18 protein-coding genes and 2 pseudogenes are annotated in these 17,213 nt (G+C 69.7%); 5 read left to right on the forward strand and 15 right to left on the reverse strand.

From position 1 onward, the window contains the following. Positions 1-54: 54 nt before the first annotated feature. The 11 genes and pseudogenes from HK415_RS23305 to HK415_RS23355 all read right to left on the reverse strand — a co-directional run bounded on the left by HK415_RS23305 (position 55) and on the right by HK415_RS23355 (position 9,642). Positions 55-1,173: a YeeE/YedE family protein gene (locus HK415_RS23305; RefSeq protein ID WP_171563763.1), complete on the reverse strand. Its 1,119-nt coding sequence runs from the start codon at positions 1,171-1,173 to the stop codon at positions 55-57. 30 nt (positions 1,174-1,203) lie between these two features. After that, positions 1,204-2,942 (reverse strand): annotated as a pseudogene (soxB, locus tag HK415_RS23310) (thiosulfohydrolase SoxB). After that, positions 2,939-3,601 carry a sulfur oxidation c-type cytochrome SoxX gene (gene soxX, locus HK415_RS23315; RefSeq protein WP_171563764.1) on the reverse strand — a complete coding sequence of 221 codons (663 nt, stop codon included), beginning with the start codon at positions 3,599-3,601 and terminating at the stop codon, positions 2,939-2,941. The pseudogene soxB and the gene soxX overlap by 4 nt, the downstream one beginning before the upstream one ends. A 13-nt stretch (positions 3,602-3,614) precedes the next feature. Next, complete coding sequence (soxA, locus tag HK415_RS23320; RefSeq protein WP_171563765.1) at positions 3,615-4,415, reverse strand: sulfur oxidation c-type cytochrome SoxA; 801 nt, start codon at positions 4,413-4,415, stop codon at positions 3,615-3,617. 39 nt (positions 4,416-4,454) lie between these two features. Continuing rightward, entirely contained in the window at positions 4,455-4,766 is a 312-nt protein-coding gene (soxZ, locus tag HK415_RS23325; protein WP_171563766.1) for a thiosulfate oxidation carrier complex protein SoxZ, read from the reverse strand. A gap of 42 nt (positions 4,767-4,808) precedes the next feature. Next, positions 4,809-5,264 carry a thiosulfate oxidation carrier protein SoxY gene (gene soxY / locus HK415_RS23330; protein WP_171563767.1) on the reverse strand — a complete coding sequence of 152 codons (456 nt, stop codon included), beginning with the start codon at positions 5,262-5,264 and terminating at the stop codon, positions 4,809-4,811. A 68-nt stretch (positions 5,265-5,332) separates the two neighbouring features. Beyond that, the gene (locus HK415_RS23335) at positions 5,333-6,385 is read right to left on the reverse strand and encodes a c-type cytochrome (RefSeq protein ID WP_171563768.1); all 1,053 of its coding nucleotides are present in this window, start codon (positions 6,383-6,385) and stop codon (positions 5,333-5,335) included. After that, positions 6,369-7,715 (reverse strand): sulfite dehydrogenase, encoded by a 1,347-nt coding sequence (gene soxC, locus HK415_RS23340; protein WP_171563832.1) that lies wholly within the window; start codon positions 7,713-7,715, stop codon positions 6,369-6,371. Before soxC ends, HK415_RS23335 begins: the two co-directional genes overlap by 17 nt. Positions 7,716-7,841: 126 nt before the next feature. Then, positions 7,842-8,795: an MBL fold metallo-hydrolase gene (locus tag HK415_RS23345; protein WP_171563769.1), complete on the reverse strand. Its 954-nt coding sequence runs from the start codon at positions 8,793-8,795 to the stop codon at positions 7,842-7,844. Between the two features lie 3 nt (positions 8,796-8,798). Continuing rightward, the gene (locus HK415_RS23350) at positions 8,799-9,146 is read right to left on the reverse strand and encodes an ArsR/SmtB family transcription factor (RefSeq protein WP_171563770.1); all 348 of its coding nucleotides are present in this window, start codon (positions 9,144-9,146) and stop codon (positions 8,799-8,801) included. A gap of 67 nt (positions 9,147-9,213) precedes the next feature. After that, complete coding sequence (locus tag HK415_RS23355; protein ID WP_171563771.1) at positions 9,214-9,642, reverse strand: DsrE family protein; 429 nt, start codon at positions 9,640-9,642, stop codon at positions 9,214-9,216. Between the two features lie 142 nt (positions 9,643-9,784). Between HK415_RS23355 and HK415_RS23360 the strand changes: the two genes are divergently transcribed. From HK415_RS23360 to HK415_RS23370, 3 genes are all read left to right on the forward strand, one after another. Continuing rightward, entirely contained in the window at positions 9,785-10,417 is a 633-nt protein-coding gene (locus HK415_RS23360) for a phosphate/phosphite/phosphonate ABC transporter substrate-binding protein (protein ID WP_216370086.1), read from the forward strand. A gap of 246 nt (positions 10,418-10,663) precedes the next feature. Beyond that, positions 10,664-11,725, forward strand: coding sequence for a YeeE/YedE family protein (locus tag HK415_RS23365; RefSeq protein ID WP_171563772.1), 1,062 nt, complete (start codon positions 10,664-10,666; stop codon positions 11,723-11,725). Positions 11,726-11,802: 77 nt separating this feature from the next. Continuing rightward, entirely contained in the window at positions 11,803-12,948 is a 1,146-nt protein-coding gene (locus HK415_RS23370) for a YeeE/YedE family protein (RefSeq protein WP_171563773.1), read from the forward strand. On the opposite strand, the gene HK415_RS26730 is transcribed toward HK415_RS23370, so the two are convergent. Beyond that, positions 12,905-13,432 (reverse strand): LysR substrate-binding domain-containing protein, encoded by a 528-nt coding sequence (locus HK415_RS26730; protein ID WP_309246884.1) that lies wholly within the window; start codon positions 13,430-13,432, stop codon positions 12,905-12,907. The genes HK415_RS23370 and HK415_RS26730 overlap by 44 nt on opposite strands. 254 nt (positions 13,433-13,686) lie before the next feature. Next, positions 13,687-13,812 (reverse strand): annotated as a pseudogene (locus HK415_RS26735) (LysR family transcriptional regulator); the annotation flags it as partial. Between the two features lie 89 nt (positions 13,813-13,901). Between HK415_RS26735 and HK415_RS23380 the strand changes: the two are divergent. Both HK415_RS23380 and HK415_RS23385 read left to right on the forward strand, forming a co-directional pair. Beyond that, a complete protein-coding gene (locus tag HK415_RS23380; protein WP_171563774.1) occupies positions 13,902-14,861 on the forward strand; it encodes a Bug family tripartite tricarboxylate transporter substrate binding protein in 960 nt (319 codons plus the stop codon). A gap of 2 nt (positions 14,862-14,863) precedes the next feature. Next, complete coding sequence (locus tag HK415_RS23385; RefSeq protein ID WP_171563775.1) at positions 14,864-15,820, forward strand: 2-hydroxyacid dehydrogenase; 957 nt, start codon at positions 14,864-14,866, stop codon at positions 15,818-15,820. 12 nt (positions 15,821-15,832) lie between these two features. Here HK415_RS23385 and HK415_RS23390 read toward each other — a convergent pair whose 3' ends face one another. Then, the gene (locus HK415_RS23390; protein WP_171563776.1) at positions 15,833-16,174 is read right to left on the reverse strand and encodes a DUF2917 domain-containing protein; all 342 of its coding nucleotides are present in this window, start codon (positions 16,172-16,174) and stop codon (positions 15,833-15,835) included. Positions 16,175-16,298: 124 nt separating this feature from the next. Beyond that, positions 16,299-17,213 carry a LysR family transcriptional regulator gene (locus tag HK415_RS23395; RefSeq protein ID WP_171563777.1) on the reverse strand — a complete coding sequence of 305 codons (915 nt, stop codon included), beginning with the start codon at positions 17,211-17,213 and terminating at the stop codon, positions 16,299-16,301.

The raw sequence follows: 17,213 nt of genomic DNA on the forward strand, positions 1-17,213 counted from the left end.
GCCGCGCGTGCGGCCAGACCATGCTAAGGGCGCGAAGCCTGCGCCGCCTCGGAGCTAACCCGCGTCGCGCTCCAGGCGCCACATCTGGTACTTCACGCCGCCCGCCGCACCGGCGACCATGGCCGCGGCCGCGAGCAGGCTGGTGAGGCTCAGCGTCGACGCGCCGGTCACGCCCTGGCCGATGCTGCAGCCCAGCGCCGTCACGCCACCGATGCCCATGAGCGCGCCGCCCACCAGGTGGTGGCCCAGGTCGGGCGTGTTGGCGAAGCCTTCCCAGCGGAAGCTGCGGCGCGCCAGTGCCATCGCGGCGGAACCGAGGATCACGCCGGCGACCGACACGATGCCTACGGTGAGGCGCTTGCCCGCATCGCTGAAGAACATCAGCCAGTCGAGCGCGAAGGCCGTGGGCGCGACGAAGCTGAGGCCTTCGGCGCGCGTGGAGTTGGTGGCCAGCCAGCTTTCCTCCAGCGTCTGCGGATGTTCGGCGAGGTGGCCGACATCGCCCGTGAGCCACCACATCGCGAGCACCAGCACGCCGACACCGGCGCCGCCCACGACGTTGAGCGGCCGGCGCGCATCGCGCGTGGCCACGGCAAACAGCAGCAGCGCGCCGCCGAGGACCGCGCCCGCCAGCAGCGCCGCCGTCGCAAAGGGCATGCCGCTCGCGCGCGCGAGCAGCGTTGCCGCATCGGCATTCGCACCGAGGTCCACGGCCACGCGATCGACCGTGCCCACGCGCCACACCGCGGTGAGCCCCTTGAGCGTGGCGAAGGCGGTGATGCCCGTGACCAGAGTGACCACCAGCGACTTCAGGCTGCCGCCGCCCACGCGCACCAGCGTCTTGCTCACGCAGCCGGAGGACAGCACCATGCCGAAGCCGAACACCGCGCCGCCCGCCAGCGCGGACAGCCACAGCCAGCGCGTCGATGCATAGAGCGTCTGCGGCGGCCGCAGCACGCCGGCGGCGGAGAGCGCGGCGAAGCCGAGCGTGGCGACCGCGGCAGCGAGGGCCCATTGCCGCAGCCGCGTCCAGTCGCCGATGGCCACCGCATCGCTCACCGCCCCCATGGTGCAGAAGCCGGTGCGCTGCACCAGCGCGCCGAAGGCCGCGGCGATGCCGAACGCGGCCCACAGGACCTGCGCGTTCAGCGTCGAGAGTTCGGCGGGCGTCATGGCGGGGATTCTAGGATCCCCTGCCGGGCATCAGGCGTGCGCGTAGCCCGGGTTGGGCATCGCGCCGGTGAGCTTCGGCACGTTCACCTGGCGCGCCGCGACCTTGCCGCCGCGGGCCTGCAGCCACTGCTCCACCAGCTCCCACACCGGCTTGTTGCCGGCGCGCGCGGCCTCTTCCGCCACCGGCGCCCAGCCCGCCACCTTGTAGGTGCGCGAGGCTTCGATCAGCTTGCCGTTCAGGCGCATGTCCTCGATCCGCTTGCCCATGCCCGCGGTCGGATTGCAGGTGTACTGCAGCCCGCCCACGCGCACCATGTCGCCGCCCTGCTGGTAGTAGGGGTCGGGGTTGAACAGGTTGTCGGCGATGTCCTCGAGGATGGTCTTGATCATCTCGCCGGACAGGTTGCTGACGGTGGCGTACGAGTAGGTGGTCGCCGTCATGTCCATCAGCCACTCGCGCGTGATGGCCTGGCCGGCCAGCAGCGAGGTGCCCCAACGGAAGCCCGGCGAGAACGCGATCTCCGCGCCCTGCACGTCCATCAGCGCGTCCAGCAGCAGCTGGTCGCCCGAGCCGTTGAAGTTGCCGCGGCGGTACAGCGTGCCTTCGGTCACGGCCAGCTTCTCGCCCAGCTTCGCCTCGTAGGGCGCGCGGATGCGCTGGATCAGCGCGTCCATCTGCGGGTCGGCCGGCAGCATGTTGGCGAACACCGGCAGCAGGCGGTAGCGGAAGTCCATGACCTGCCTGTTCTTCACGTCGAAGTCCAGCACGCCAAGGAACTTGCCGTTGGAGCCGGCGTTGGTGACGATGGTCTTGCCGCCCTTGTTGGCGACGATCGTGGCCACCGGCATGCCGTCGTGCGTGTGGCCACCGAGGATGGCGTCGATGCCGCTCACGCGGCTGGCCATCTTCAGGTCCACGTCCATGCCGTTGTGGCTGAGGAGGACCACGGCGTGCGCGCCCTTGGCCCGCGCCTCGTCCACCACCTTCTGCATGTTCTGGTCCTGGATGCCGAACTCCCATTCGGACACCAGGTAGCGCGGGTTGGCGATCGGCGTGTAGGGGAAGGCCTGGCCGACGATGGCGACCGGCACGCCGTTGATCTCGCGGATCACGTAGGGCTTGAACACCGGGTCGCCGAAGTCGGTGGTCTTGATGTTCTGCGCGAGGAAGTCCACCTTGCCGGCGAAGTCCTTCTCCACGATCTCCTTCACGCGGTCCATGCCCAGCGTGAATTCCCAGTGGCCGGTCATCACCTCCACGCCCAGCAGCTTGGCGGCGTCGACCATGTCCTGGCCCTTGGTCCACAGCGATGTGGCCGACCCCTGCCAGGTGTCGCCGCCATCGAGCAGCAGCGCGCCCGGGCGGCTGGCCTTCAGGCGCTTGACCAGCGTGGCCAGGTGCGCGAAGCCGCCCACCTTGCCGTAGCGGCGCGCCGCCTGCTCGAAGTCGAGGTAGGTGAGCGCGTGCGCGGCCGGCGTGCCCGCCGGCACCTTCGCCACCTTCAGCAGCTGCTCGCCGACCAGGTGCGGCAGGCGCCCCTGCATGTCGCCGATGCCGAGGTTCACGCTCGGCTCGCGGAAGTAGATCGGCTTGAGCTGCGCGTGGCAGTCCGTCATGTGCAGCAGCAGCGACCGTTGCCGAAGCGCGGCACGTCGTACAGCGCGTTGGCGGCGGTCTGCGCATCGGCGTTCGCCCAGCGGCCCAGGCCCATGCCGGCGACCGAAGCCGCCCCCAGCACCTGGAGGAACTCGCGTTTGCCGAGGTTCACTTGTTGACCGGCGAGGCGGGGTCGAGCAGCAGCGCCATGATGTGGCGGATCTGCTGTTCGTTCAGGTTGCCCATGTGGCCGGAGCGCGGCATGTTGGAACAGGCGTTGTAGGCCTTGGCGTTCCAGATCTTGCCCCAGGTGTATTCCACGATCGGCTTGGCCGCGGGGCTGGCCGGGTCGCTCACGCCGCGCAGCTTGCCGTAGTTGTAGAGGCTGGGCCCGATCGTGCCGAAGGAGATCTCCTCCTTGCTGATCTGGTGGCAGTTGTAGCAGTTGCCGCCGTTGGCCGCCGTGGCGCTGTCCGTCCAGGTCTGGCCGCGGCCGCTCTGCGCGATCTGCTCGCCCTGCTTCCAGTCGCCCAGGAACTTGCCGTCGCTGGGCCACTTCACGGTCTTCAGGTTCGCTTCTTCCAGGCGCTTGGCCGTCGCCGCATCGAGCGGCTTGCCGGCGACGTCGGCCGCGTTGCAAGCCAGCAGCGTCTCGTCGATCGCCGTGATGCGTTCGACCTTCGCGATGCCCTCGGTGCGGAAGGCGGTGCGGACCATGTCGGAGGCGACCTTGTCGGCGTTCGCGTTGCCGCCGCCGGCCATGGAGGCGCAGCCGACGACGGCGGCTGCGGCCAGCAGCGACAGGGCGATGGTGATGGGAGTCTTCTTCATGCCTGCTCCTCGCTCAGCGCTTGATGGTGGGCGCCGCGGACTTCGCGCCCTTGGTGTTCACGCCCAGGTAGGTGGACAGCGCCGTCAGCGCGTCGCTGCCGAACTCCGGGTAGGGGAAGCGCTGCTGGCGGTAGCAGTCGTTCAGGCGCAGCTGCATGCTCCACATCTGGCCGTTGGACACGCGGTACGCGGGCCAGGCCGCGAAGCCGATGCCGTCGCCCGGGTTCCTGGTCAGGTTGGGCAGGTCCTGCAGGCGGATGCGCTTGCCGTCCTCGGCGTGGCAGGACGCGCACGAGAAGTCGTGGGTGCCGCCGCGCATGAAGAAGATGCGCTTGCCGGCTTCGTAGAACAGCTTTTCCTGGGGATGCGACTGCGGCAGGTTGAAGGGCAGGCCCTTGGATTCCGCCGCCACCCAGGTTGCCAGCGCGGTGACGTTGGCCATCTCGCCGCGGCCGAACGGCGTCTTGGCCACGGCCACGGCATCGAAGCCCTGCAGCCGCTCCATGCACGACACGAGGCGGCTCTCCAGGTCCTGCACCTTGCCGGTGTCCGGGAAGTAACGCGGCAGCTCGACGAAGGCGCCCTTCACCACGCCCGGGCCCTTGCCCAGGTCGCAGGCTTCCAGCGACGCGTTCTTCGGCCCGCGCTTCTGCTTCCACAAGGCCTCGCCCTTGGCCTCGAACAACTCCGCGGGGTTGCCGTCGGCCAGCATGGCACGGTATTCGTCGATCGCCTGCGAGGGGCTCTTCTGCGCGGCGGCGCCTGCGGCGACACCCGCCAGGGCCAACGCTCCCAACCACACCATGGTCCGCATCGCTTCAGTCTCCTTCGTTGTGTACTGCCGGCGCCGTCTTCAGCTGACGGTCGCTTCGTCGGTGCGCGTCTCGCCGCGGTTGTCCTTCCAGGTGATCGCCACCTTGTCGCCGGCCTTGGCGCCCTTGATGGTGAACTGCAGGAAGGGATTCTTCGCGACGGCGGGGCCCCACTCGGCGCTGAGCACCTGCTTGCCGTTGTGCGTGGCGACGACGTCGCTGATATGCCAGGCGGGGATCACCTTGCCGGCGCTGTCCTTGCGCTGGCCGGTTTCCATCTCGTGGCTCATGAGGACGCGGACGACGGCCTTGTCGCCTTGCGCCTGGGCGCGGATGCGCATCGGGTCTGCCATGGAATTCTCCTGATTCGGTTCGTGCGTGGAGGATGCGTGGCCTCAGCCGCCGCAGCCGCCGAGGGTGACCTTGACTTCCTTCTTGGTGAAGAAGGCCTTGTTGTCCTTGGTGATCGCCACCGCGTACACGTCGGAGGTCTGGCCCATCTTGGCGCGGGTGGAGAAGTTCGCCTCCACCGCGTCGCTCACGTCGAACTTGGCCACCAGGCTGTTCGGGTTCTTTTCCACCATCACCAGCAGGTGCTTGAGGTTGGGCAGCGTGGACGCCACCGCCATCGGCACCACCGCGCCGTTCTCGGCGATGTCCGGCGCGGTCAGCGTCACGTCCTTGCTCTCCACCGGCGCGCCGCCGCCATAGGCCTTGACCGCATCCGCCACGCTCTTGGCCTCGAAGGCCGCGCGGTTGAAGGCGAAGGCGTGCTGCGGGAACAGTCCCGTGGCGCCCAGCAGGCCCGCAACCGCGAGCGATTGCTTGAGGGTCTCCCGTCGATTCTGCATTGCTGCTCTCCTGAAAATACTTAAGCCGATCCTAATGTGTTCGCCCGCGCGCCTTGGGGCATTCCTGCCTAGCGCGCCGCGCCGCCCGCCAGCCACTGCGCGATGCGCGCGGCATCCTGCGCGCTGATCGCCTGCGGTGGCATGGGGATGCTGCCCCAGGCGCCGGTGCCGCCCGTGCGGATCTTGTCCGCCAGGTAGTCGCCCTTGCCTGCATGCTTCTTCGCTACATCCGCCCAGCTCGGCCCGACCAGCTGGCGGTCGGCCGCGTGGCAGGCGGTGCAGCTGTTCTTCTGCAGCAGTTCGACGGGCATTGTCCCCGCCGCCGCGGTGGCTCCCTGCGCCGACTGGCGTGCCGGTTCGCCCGCTCCTCGGCTGGCCGTTTCGGCGCCGCGCTGGGCGCCCACCAGCCGGTTCTGCTCCGCGAGGTTGCCATGGGCGTTGCGCGCGAAGTCGGGCAAGGCCGAAGTGACCTTGGCCTCGACGGGGCAATTGGCCATGCATGCGGTCGCCCGCACGTCCGGCTTGGCCGCGGCCTGGAATTCCTTGCCGGGCCAGAGCGCATGGGCGCTCGTCATGCCCTTGCGGTTCGGCAGCCGCTGCTGCACCTCGGCGATGTTGCGGTCGCTCAGCACGAAGTCGTCCGGCACGATGCGCCCGAGGTTCAGCATGTACGCGGTCACCGCGTACACCTCTTCCACCGACAGCGACTTGGGCTGGTTCCAGGGCATGGCGCGGTTGATGTAGTCCCACAGCGTCGAGACGGTGGACAGCTTCATCAGCGTCGTGCGTCCGGGGAAATCGGGGCGCATCAGGTTGGCGACGCGGCCGCTGCGGATGTCGTCCTCGGTGGTGCCGCCCACCAGCGGGTTGAACACCTCGTTCGATTCGCCGAACACGCCGTGGCAGCTGGCGCACTTGCCTTCCCAGACCTCCTGCCCCTTGGCGACGGAGCCGGAGCCCGCGGGCAGGCCGCGGAAGTCGGCGCGCACGTCGATGTCCCAGGCCTTCACTTCGGCCGGCGTCGCCGCGCGGCCGACGCCGGGAAAGCGCTCCTGCGCCTGCGCGGCGAGGGCGGCGGCCAGCAGGCCGGCGAGCAGCAGCAGCCTAGGCGACGTGGACATTCTTCACCTCGCCGCTTTCCTGCACCAGCCAGGACTGGATCGCGTTGTTGTGGTAGATCGAGCGCGTGCCGCGCACGCCGCGCAACTGGCGCTGCGTGGGCTGCACGTAGCCGGTCTCGTCGGTCGCGCGGCTCTGGATGATCGCGGGCTTGCCGTCCCACACCCAGTCGAGGCTGAAGCGCGTGAGGCACTTGCTCATCACCGGCTCCTGCAGGCGCGCGCTGCGCCAGTTGCGCCCGCCGTCCACCGAGACATCGACCCGCTTGACCTTGCCCCGGCCCGACCAGGCCAGGCCCGTGATGCTGTAGAAGCCCTTGTCCAGCAGCACCTGGCCGCCCGAGGGCGTGGTCACCACGCTCTTGCACTCCTGGATGCTGGTGTACTGGCGGTGCTGGCCGTCGGGCATCAGGTCCACGTAGTGCACCGTCTCGTCCTTGGTGGCCCAGGGCTGGTCGCCCACCTCCACGCGCCGCAGGTACTTCACCCAGCTCACGCCCTGCACGCCCGGCACCACCAGGCGCAGCGGATAGCCATTCTCGGGCCGCAGCATCTCGCCGTTCTGGCCGTAGGCCACCAGCACCTCGCCCGACTCGATCAGGCTCATGGGGATGGTGCGCGTCATCGAGGAACCATCGGCGCCTTCGGCCAGCAGGAAGCGGCCCTTCTTCAGGTCCGCCCCCGCCATCTGCAGCAGCGTGATCAGGGGCACGCCGGTGAACTCGCTGCACGAGAGCATGCCGTGCGTGTACTGGCAGGTGGGCACCGCGACGTTGCCCCACTCCATGCCGGTGTTGGCGCCGCATTCGATGAAGTGGAAGCGCGACACCGAGGGCAGCCGCATGATCTCGTCCATCGTGAAGACCTTGGGCGCCTTCACCATGCCGTTGACCATGAAGCGGTGCTTCGAAGGATCGATGTCCCACCAGCCCTGGTGGTGCCGCTCGAAGTGCAGGCCGCTGGGCGTGACGATGCCGAACAGGGACTGCAGCGGCGCGAAGGACACCGAGGCCTGCCGGGTCTGCGTGAGGCCCGGGCTCTGGCGGCGCTGCACGTTGCGCTCGAACTTCGAGGGCGTGCCGTAGCCGTCGGTGACGACCGGGTTGCCCAGGCCCTTCGAGTGCTCGGGCAGGTTCAGGATGTTGGGGTCGCCATCGGCCGGCGCCGTGGCCGCGGACGCGCCGGCGGCAGCCACGCCGGCCGCGGCGGCGAAGGCGCTGCGCAGGAAATCGCGGCGGCCTTCCCTGGCCTCCGCGAACACCTGGCGCACGCCGTCCGCCCCGATGAAATGTTCCGGTGCCTTGACCAGCCGTCCCGATGCTCGGTTGAAGATCAACTCACGCTCCTCCTCGACGTCCCAGATAAATCGTCAATGTCGAATATAAGGATAAGCGAATTTATTGGTGTATCGCCCCGCGCCGGGATCGGGACAAACCCGCTCGTGCACCGCAGCAAGCCTTCAGCGCTGCCGCTCCATCAGCAGGTAGGTGTTGTAGGCGTTCATGCGGTTGGCCGCGCGGAACAGCGGCAGCTTTTCGAAACGCGACCAGTCGGTGCGGGCATAGGCCTCCTCGAAGGGCTCCATGTCGCGCGCCGCCGCGCCCATGGCCTGGCGCAGGAAGGCAAGGTAGTCACGCGTGAGCTCCATGTCTGCGCGGGCCGACGTCGACAGCGCGCCGTGGCCGGGCACGACCACCAGCGCATCCATCTTCACCAGCGTGTCCAGCGCGGCGATCCACTGGCGGCTGTCGGCCTGCCCGACGAAGGGAATGCGGCCGCGGAACACGAGGTCGCCCGCGAACAGCACGCGCTCGCCGGGCAGGAACACGACCAGGTCTTCCGGCGTGTGCGCCGGGCCGACCGGCTGCAAGACGAGCCGCGTGCCGCCGACCACCAGTTCACCCGGGCCGTCCAGCCACTGGTCGGGCGTGACGAGCTCGGTCCGCGCGTCGATCCACGGCCCCAGCTCCGCCCGCGAAGCCTGCAGCCGCGTGGCCGCCGTGTCCGAGTGGATGTACTCGAGCGCGGCGCGGTGCGCGACGATCTTCGCGCCGCGCCCGCGGAATTCCTGCAGTCCGTAGATGTGGTCGGCGTGGTAGTGCGTGACCACCACGTGCGTCACCGGCTGCGGCGTGATGCGCGCGATCGCCTCCAGCAGCTCGCGCGCCAGCTGCGGCGAGCCGAGCGCGTCGATCACGACCACGCCCGCGGGCGTCACCACGAAGCCGGCGTTGGAGATGAAGTTGCGGTTGGCGGAGGTGCCCAGCGCCGCATCGCCCTGCACCAGCCAGGCGGACGGCGAGACCCGCTGCGGCTCGACCTTGCGCGTGGCCGTCTGCGCGCTGGCAGTTGCGGCAAGAAAGCACACCGCGAGCGCGGCGGCGGCCCTCTTCCAGGACGATGCTTGCGCCAAGGTTCAGCCCTTGACGTCCGCCTCGATGGCGATCTGCGTGCAGACGGCGCGGCAGAGCGTGACGACGCGGTCGTTGATGATGCGGTAGAAGATCTGCACGCCCTCGCGCCGCTTGCCGATCACCCCCGCGTGGTACAGCGTGTTGAGGTGCTGCGACATGTTGGGCTGGGTGGTGTCGATTTCCTCCAGCAGCTGCGTGACGTTCTTCTCGCCGTTGCACAGGCAGCTGATGATCTTCAGCCGCATGGGCGCGGACATCACGCGGAACACCTCGGCGGCGAGCTCGAACACCTCGTCGGATTCGATCCCGCCGGCGTCCGCCGCCACCGTCGCTGCCTGTCGCCTTGCCATGCCGGCCCCCTTGTTCACTGCTTCCGTATGTTAGCAAGCCCTGATGGATTCGCGCTCCGCGAATGACTCAAGGCTTGATGTAGGCGAACTTTTCCCGCTGCTGCAACTGGCCGATGCGCGCCACGCCGGAAGGCGTGAACTCGGCGTCCATGGTGAACTGGTCCTTGCGCAGGTTGCGGTTGCGCAAGGTGATCTCGCACACCTCGAAGCGCACGCCGCGCGCCTTGAGCGCGCTGACCAGCGAGGCGTAGTCGATGTTCGGGTTCTTCCTGTCCTTGGCCCCTTCCAGCAGGAAGTCCACGCCGTCGGCGTGGGTGACGACCATGATCTTCGTGTCGGGCGCCACGTCGAGGTGGTTGCGGATGTTGCGCAGGCCCTTGGTGGCCTGGGCCTCGGCGTTGTCGATGTGGTAGACCACCTTGTCCTGCGCGAACGCGGACAGGGCCAGGAAGCACAGGACGGCGAAGGCGGCGAGCAGCCGCGCGGACTTGAACATGCAGGACTCCGGTTGGGGCAGCCGGCATCCGGCCAGGACGCCACGATAACGCAGCTCCCCTAAGCCTCCCTCAGGAATATCACTACTTGCTTCTTTTTCGATGGATGCGGATGCTAGCCGCACCAACGTTGGGAGGGGAGACATGAGAAGACTGCTGCTGGCGGTGGCGCTGGCCATCGGCGCGCCCGCCTGGGCGCAGGACCTGGTGATGGCCGTGAGCGAGGGCACCTCGGGCGGGCTGGACCACGCACAGGTGATCACCAAGTACCAGGGCCTGGCGGACGTGGTGGGACGCAGCATCCGGCGCAAGGTCAACGTGGTGTTCGCGCGCGAGTTCAGCCAGCTCGAGGAGGGCATGAAGACCCACCGCTTCGACTTCGTGATCGCGCGCCCCAGCGACTATCCGGCGCGCGGCGTCCAGCTCCATGGCTACCGCTTCCTGGCCAGCGCGAAACCCGACGGCCACTGCCTGATCATCGCGGGCAAGGACTCCGGCATCCAGAAGGTGGCCGACCTCAAGGGCAGGCGCATCGTGCTACCGGAAGCGGCGGCCTACATGACGAAGTTCTGCCGGGCGAGCTGCGCGAGCAGGGCATCGACCTGGCGAAGGAGAAGGTGCAGTACGTGCGCGAGCAGGGTGCGGTCACCTTCTACCTCGAGCACAAGCTGGCGGACGCCGGCGGCGTCGCTTCCTATTCGGGCGTCGGCAAGAAGTGGATCAAGGACGGCCAGCCGGTGGTGCACAGGAGCCGGGCGCAACCCTACTTCCCGCTGATCGCCGGCCCAGGCATCAACGAAGCCCAGCGCGCGGAGATCCGCAAGGCGCTGGCGGCGATGACCCAGTCCCCGCCGACCAGGCCGTGCTCAAGACCATCGGCATCGATGCCTTCGACACGGGTTCGGAAGCGCGGCTGGCCGCCCTGCTGGACTGGCTGGGCGCTCCCTGAGCCCTGCTTGACCCACGTCAAGCCGCCGCCGGGGGCCCGCGCGGAACATAAGGCGTCACTTAATTAGGGCGCCCATGGACCTGCTTCCCCTGGTCGAACGGCTCGGCGAACCGGCGCTGCTGGCCGCCGGCGGCGCGGGCGTGGGCCTTCTGTTCGGGTTCTTCGCGCAGCGCTCCAGCTTCTGCCTGCGCGCGGCCGTCATCGAGTTCGCGCGCGGCACGCCGGGAGAGAAGCTCGCGGTGTGGCTGCTCGCGTTCTCCGCGGCGGTGGTGACCCTGCAGGTGGCCCTGCTGGCCGGCTGGGTGGACATCAGCGGCACCCGCCAGCTGGCCGCGCGCGGCAGCCTCTCGGGCGCGCTGGTCGGCGGGCTGCTGTTCGGTGCCGGCATGATCCTCACGCGCGGCTGCGCGAGCCGCCTGCTGGTGCTGTCGGCCACCGGCAACCTGCGCGCGCTGCTGTCCGGACTGATCTTCGCGGTGACCGCGCAAGCGGCGCTGGCCGGGGTGCTGTCGCCGCTGCGCATCGCCATCAGCAGCTGGTGGACGGTGGAAGGTGGCAGCGCGCGCGACCTGCTTGCGGTGGCGCACGTGAACCGGTGGGCGGGACTCGCCTTCGGCGTGCTCTGGATGGGCGCGGCGCTCTGGTATGCCTGGCGCAGCCGGCGCGGGCACTGGAAGTGGATCGGCGGGCTGGGCGCGGGCATCGCCGTGGCACTGGCGTGGATGTTCACGGCGCACGTCGCGGCCAGTTCCTTCCAGGTGGTACCGGTGCAGGGCGTGACCTTCAGCGGCCCGTCGGCGGAGTGGCTGATGCGCGTGGTGTCGAACCCGTCCCCGGCGATCGGCTTCGACTTCGGCCTGCTGCCGGCCGTGTTCGCCGGTTCCTTCCTCGCGGCCTTCGCGGGCGGAGAGCTGAAGCTCGAAGGCTTCAAGGATGGCTACAGCATGCGGCGCTACATCGCCGGCGCGGTGGCCATGGGCTTCGGCGCCATGCTGGCCGGTGGCTGCGCGGTCGGCGCGGGCGTGAGCGGCGGCGCCATCTTCTCGCTCACCGCCTGGCTGGCGCTGGCCTCCATGTGGGCCGGAGCCGCAGTGACCGATCGCCTCGTGGACCGCGAGCCGCGCCACGGGCCCTGAGACCCGGCGCGGCAGCGGGTTTCCGCGCGGCCGGTACACTTCGCGGCTTCGCCGCGCCCTTCAGCCGTACCCTTTCCATGCGCCCTGCCCTCGATCCGAACACCCTCTCCCTCATCGTCGTCTGGGGAGGACTCGTCATCGGCCTCGTCCTCGGCGCGGTCGGCCAGGCCACGCGCTTCTGCATCCGCGGCGGCATCGACGACTGGGTGCGCTTCCGCAGCCCGGGCCGGCTGGTGTCCTGGCTGCTCGCGATCGCGGTCGCGGCGATCGGCGTGCAGTTCCTGCTGTCCGCCGGCGCCCTCGATGGCAGCCGCACCATCTACTGGGCCGAGCGCTTCCCCTGGCTGTCCTACCTGGTGGGCGGCGTCCTCTTCGGCTACGGGATGATCCTGGCCGGCGGCTGCCCGCAGCGCTGCCTGGTGAAGGCGGGGCAAGGCAACCTGAAGGCGCTGCTCACGCTGGTGCTGATCGCCATCGTGTCGCTGATGACGCTGCGCGGCGCCTTCGCCGGCCTGCGCGTGAGCGGCCTGGACAGCTTCGCCGTGTCCCTGGGCGGCTCGCAGGACCTGGGCGGCCTGCTCGGTCGCACGCTGTCGGTCGCACCGGGCCTGCTGCGCTGGGCGATCGCGCTGGCCTTCACGGCGGCCGTGCTCGCCATCGCCTGGCGCGTGCGCCGGCAGCTGCAGCCCGCGCACTGGATCGGCGGCATCGTGGTCGGCCTGCTGGTGGCGACGGCCTTCTTCCTCACCGGCAGCCTTGGCTTCGTGCCCGAGCATCCCGAGACCCTGGAAGCGGCCTGGCTGGGCACGCAGTCGAAGCGGCCCGAAGGCCTGTCCTTCTCGGCCCCGCTGGCGCACGCGCTGGACCTGCTCACGCTGTGGTCGGACAAGGCCACCGTCGCCACCTTCGGCGTGACCGTGTCGCTCGGCGCGCTGCTGGGAAGCTTCGTCACGGCCAGGCTGCGCGGCGACTTCCGCCTCGAATCCTTCCGCACACCCGGCGAATTGGGTGCGCACAGCGCCGGCGCCCTGCTCATGGGCTTCGGCGGCATCACCGCGCTGGGCTGCTCCACCGGCAACGGCATCACGGGGCTGTCCATGCTGTCCGCCGGTGCCGTCGTCGCGGTCGTGGGCATCTGCATCGGCTCGCGCCTGGCGATCGCGCGCGGCGCCTGGCGCGCTACGGCGCCGGATGCGCTGGCTTCGCCGCGAGCTGCCGGATGAAGAAGTCGCGCAGCATCGCGAGCGCCGGATTGCGTCCGTCCTCGCGCCAGGCGAGGTAGATCTCCGCGAACACGTCCTTGCGCCAGAGCGGGCGGAACACCACGTCCTCGAAGCGCAGGTGCTGCGCCGACGCCGGCACGATCGCCAGGCCGATGCCGGCGCGCACCAGCGCCATGATCGTGTGGGTCTGGCCGATGTGGTGGACGTAGCGCGGCTGGCTGCCGCGCGCGGTGAACAGCGCGGCGATGCGCTCGTGGAAATAGCGGCCCTCGCGCTCCGAATACATGATCAGCGGCTGGCCCTCCATGTCCTGCAGGCGCACGCGCGGCCTGGCCGCCAGCGGATGCCGCGCGGGCAGCGCCAGCAGCATCGGCTCGCGCGCCACGCGGTGGTAGTGCAGAGGGCCGGAGGCATGCGTGGGCCGCACGAAGCCCAGGTCGATGCGCTCCTCCTCCAGCGCCCGCAGCTGTTCCGACGACACCATCTCCTCGAGAACGATCTCGATCTCGGGAAGGCCTGGCCCGCGGCCGCCAGCAGCCCGGGGATCAGCGCATAGCCCGAGACGGCGGTGTAGCCCACCACCACGCGGCCCGCCTGGCCCTTGCCGGTGCGCGCCGCGGCCTCCTCGGCCTGGCGCGCCAGCCGCAGCAGGGTCGTGGCGTGGCGATAGAGCACCGAGCCGGCCGCCGTGAGCTTCACGCTGCGGCTGGTGCGTTCCAGCAGCTGCACGCCGACGCCCTGTTCCAGCAGCTGGATCTGCCGCGACAGCGGCGGCTGCGTCATGTGCAGGCGCGCGGCGGCGCGGCCGAAGTGCAGTTCCTCGGCGACGGCGGCGAAGCAGCGGAGCTGGAACAGGTCGAGCATCGATCCACATTCTGCATCGATCGATCCACATTCTGGCTTGGACGGCGATCGATCGACTGCCTACACTTCCGCCTTCCAGGAGACACACGATGAAGAAGATGCTGACCGCGACGCTGCTGTCGCTCGCCGCCGCCGGCGCGTTCGCGCAGGCCTGGCCCACCCGCCCCGTGACCATCGTCGTGCCCTTCCCGCCGGGCGGCGGCACCGACACCGGCGCGCGCATCGTCGCCGAGCAGCTCGGAAAGAAGTGGGGCCAGCCCGTGCTGGTGGACAACAAGGGCGGCGCCGCCGGCCAGATCGGCGCCGACATCGTCGCCAAGTCGCGGCCCGACGGCTACACCCTCCTCATGGGCAACATCGGCACGCAGGCGATCAATCCCGCGCTGTACGCGAAGATGCCCTACGACCCCGACAAGGCCTTCGCGCCGGTGGCGCTGGTGGCGGAACTGCCGTTGGCGATGATGGTCAATCCGTCCGTGCCGGCGAAGACCGTGAAGGAGTTCGTCGCGCTGGCCAAGTCGCAACCGGGCAAGCTGAGCTACAGCAGCTCGGGCGCCGGCGGCGGGCCGCACCTGGCGGCGGAGATGTTCAAGGACGCGACCGGCAGCTTCATCCTGCACGTGCCCTACCGCGGCGGCGGTCCCGCCATCGCCGACCTTCTGGCCGGCCACGTGCAGTTGTCCTTCATGACGGTGCTGGAGGCCAGCGGCCACATCAAGGCCGGCAAGCTGCGCGCCCTGGCCGTGACCAGCGAGAAACGCGTGAGCGCGCTGGCCGACGTGCCGACGCTGGCGGAGGCCGCGGTGCCGGGCTTCAACAGCATCTCGTGGATCGGGCTGCTGGCGCCCGCGGGCACGCCCAAGGAAACAGTGGAGCGCATCTCCGCCGACGTGCGCGAGGTGGTGGGGCGCGAGGAGGTGCGGGACAAGCTGGTGCAGCTGGGCGCGGTGCCGGCGGCCAACACGCCGGCACAGTTCTCCGCCTTGATCGACAATGACAGGAAGCGCTACACGCAGATCATCAAGGATCGCAAGATCACCATCAACTGACCATGAGCACCCGCCCCGTCGTCCTGCAAGCCCTGTCCCTGCTGCCCTCGCTGGAGCGGCAGCTGAACGAAACCTACACCGTGCACCGCCTGCCGCCGGCCGGCGCGGAGCGCGACGCCTTCCTGGTCGCGCGCGGCGGCGAGTTCGATGCGCTGGTCACGTCCGCGGCGGGTGGTGCCGACGCGAAGCTGATCAACGCGCTGCCGAAACTGCGCGTGATCTCCAGCTTCGGCGTCGGGCTCGACCAGCTCGACGTGGCCGCGGCCACAAGACGCGGCATCCCGGTGGGCTACACGCCCGACGTGCTGAACGACTGCGTGGCCGACCTCGCCTTCGGCCTCGTGCTGGCGACCGGCCGCCGCATCCCCGAGGGCGACCGCTTCGTGCGCGCCGGCCGCTGGGAGCAGAAGCCCGCGGCGCCCTTCCCGCTCGGATGCCAGGTGAGCGGCGCCAACCTGGGCATCGTCGGCCTGGGCCGCATCGGCCGCACGATCGCCAGGCGCGCGAGCGGCTTCGAGATGGACGTGCGATACCACAGCCGCCGCGCCGTGGAAGGCGTGGCCTGGACCTACGAGCCCAGCCTGCTGGAACTCGCGAAGTGGGCCGACTTCCTGGTGGTAATCACCGCCGGCGGCGCCGAGACGCGCCACCTGATCGACGCCAAGGTGCTGGATGCGCTGGGGCCGCAGGGCTTCCTGGTCAACGTGTCGCGCGGCACGGTCATCGACGAAGCCGCGCTGGTGAAGGCGTTGCAGGACAAGCGCATCGGCGGCGCCGGCCTCGACGTGTTCGAGCGCGAGCCGCAGGTGCCGCGCGAGCTGTTCGCGCTGGACAACGTGGTGATGGTGCCGCACATCGCGAGCGCCACGGTGCAGACGCGCGAGGCCATGGCCAAGCGTGTCATGGACAACCTGGCGGCCTTCTTCGCCGGCCAGCCGCTGCCCAGCGCCGCGGCGTAGGCTGCACGCAGCCTAGTGCTGCATCACCTCGTCCTCGAACTGAATCTCCAGGACGCAGGGCTGCAGCGCGAACACGTGCATCGCGTCTTCGCGCTGCGCGCGGTATTCCTCCCCGGCACACAGGATGATGTCCTTGGGGTCGCCGTCGTGGGTGATCCACATGCTGCCGTTCGCGCAGCGCAGCGCCACGCTCGCGTCCACGCGCTCGAAGATGTAGTGCTCGCCCTTTTCGATCTCCACCGCGAACCTGCGGGTCACGCGGGGCGGTTCACGCATGCGCAGCTCGCGTCCCAGGATGGAATGGTTGTGCCGCAGCCGTTCCTGCACGAACTGCAGTGAGTCCTCTTTGTTCATCTGTCACTCCTTGCAGGCATGGTGCCGCAAGGGTGTGCGAATGCCCGCCCTCAGGGTCCGGCAGCAGGCGTCGGACGCCTGCCTGCGCGGCGGTCAGGGCAGCCTCCTGAGCCGTTCGCAAGGCTCAGCCGCGCGGCAGGCCTTCCCACCAGCGCTCGCCGAAGCGCCCCTGCAGGAAGGCAATGAAGGCGCTCACCTTCTGCGGCACCAGCTTGGGCGAGGGATAGACCGCGTGGATTTCCTGCTCCGGCAGGCTGTGGCCCTTCAGCACTTCGACGATCGTGCCGGAGGCCAGCGAGTCCGCCGCCACGTACCAAGGCAGTGCGGCGATGCCCATGTGCGAGCGCGCGGCCGCGAGCACCGCCGACAGGTTGTTGGAGCGCAGGCGCGCCGTCACCGGCACGGTCACCGCCTCGCCGCGCGGCGGCAGCACGCGCCAGACGTCGCTGCCCTGCACGCTGCTGTAGATCAGCGTCTCGTGCCCGCTCAGGTCCTGCGGCCGCTTGGGCGTGCCCGCCTTGCGCAGGTACTTGGGCGACGCCGCCATCAGCCACGGATTGGTCCCGAGGAAGCGCGCGCCCAGCGCCGAATCCGCGAGCTTGCCCATGCGGATCGCCACGTCGATGCCCTGGGCCACCAGGTCGGTGTAGCGGTCCTCGAAGCTCAGGTCCACCTGCAGCTGCGGGTGCTCGCGCATGAAGTCCAGCGCCAGCGGCACGATCACGCGGCGGCCGAAGGCCACCGAGCTGCCCACGCGCAGCAGCCCCTGCGCCTGCGTCTGCCGCATGCGCACGACGTTGTCGGCCTCCTCGGCCTCGCGCACGATGATCTTGCACTTCTCGTAGTACAGCGCGCCCGCCTCGGTGAGGCTCACGCCGCGCGTGTTGCGATTGAGCAGGCGCACCTTCAGGCGGGCCTCGGTCGCGGCCACCTGCTTGGTGACGGTGGGCTGGGTGGTGGCGAACTCGCGCGCGGCTTTCGAGAAGCTGCCGGTCTCGACGACCCGCACGAACATCTCCATGGCCTGCAGCCGGTCCAT

The sequence above is a fragment of the Ramlibacter montanisoli genome, assembly GCF_013087525.1.
In the GTDB taxonomy this organism is placed as follows: domain Bacteria; phylum Pseudomonadota; class Gammaproteobacteria; order Burkholderiales; family Burkholderiaceae_C; genus Ramlibacter; species Ramlibacter montanisoli.

Bases quoted from the DNA above. Each gene is read 5' to 3' on its own strand.
- HK415_RS23380 (WP_171563774.1), top strand. From the start codon at position 13,902: ATGAAGAAGATGCTGACCGCGACGCTGCTGTCGCTCGCCGCCGCCGGC.
- HK415_RS23395 (WP_171563777.1), bottom strand. From the start codon at position 17,213: ATGGACCGGCTGCAGGCCATGGAGATGTTCGTGCGGGTCGTCGAGACC.
- HK415_RS23365 (WP_171563772.1), top strand. From the start codon at position 10,664: ATGGACCTGCTTCCCCTGGTCGAACGGCTCGGCGAACCGGCGCTGCTG.
- HK415_RS23350 (WP_171563770.1), bottom strand. From the start codon at position 9,146: ATGGCAAGGCGACAGGCAGCGACGGTGGCGGCGGACGCCGGCGGGATC.
- HK415_RS23390 (WP_171563776.1), bottom strand. From the start codon at position 16,174: ATGAACAAAGAGGACTCACTGCAGTTCGTGCAGGAACGGCTGCGGCAC.
- soxY (WP_171563767.1), bottom strand. From the start codon at position 5,264: ATGCAGAATCGACGGGAGACCCTCAAGCAATCGCTCGCGGTTGCGGGC.
- HK415_RS23305 (WP_171563763.1), bottom strand. From the start codon at position 1,173: ATGACGCCCGCCGAACTCTCGACGCTGAACGCGCAGGTCCTGTGGGCC.
- soxX (WP_171563764.1), bottom strand. From the start codon at position 3,601: ATGAAGAAGACTCCCATCACCATCGCCCTGTCGCTGCTGGCCGCAGCC.
- HK415_RS23360 (WP_216370086.1), top strand. From the start codon at position 9,785: ATGAGAAGACTGCTGCTGGCGGTGGCGCTGGCCATCGGCGCGCCCGCC.
- HK415_RS26730 (WP_309246884.1), bottom strand. From the start codon at position 13,432: ATGGTGTCGTCGGAACAGCTGCGGGCGCTGGAGGAGGAGCGCATCGAC.
- HK415_RS23385 (WP_171563775.1), top strand. From the start codon at position 14,864: ATGAGCACCCGCCCCGTCGTCCTGCAAGCCCTGTCCCTGCTGCCCTCG.
- HK415_RS23370 (WP_171563773.1), top strand. From the start codon at position 11,803: ATGCGCCCTGCCCTCGATCCGAACACCCTCTCCCTCATCGTCGTCTGG.
- HK415_RS23355 (WP_171563771.1), bottom strand. From the start codon at position 9,642: ATGTTCAAGTCCGCGCGGCTGCTCGCCGCCTTCGCCGTCCTGTGCTTC.
- soxZ (WP_171563766.1), bottom strand. From the start codon at position 4,766: ATGGCAGACCCGATGCGCATCCGCGCCCAGGCGCAAGGCGACAAGGCC.
- HK415_RS23335 (WP_171563768.1), bottom strand. From the start codon at position 6,385: ATGTCCACGTCGCCTAGGCTGCTGCTGCTCGCCGGCCTGCTGGCCGCC.
- soxA (WP_171563765.1), bottom strand. From the start codon at position 4,415: ATGCGGACCATGGTGTGGTTGGGAGCGTTGGCCCTGGCGGGTGTCGCC.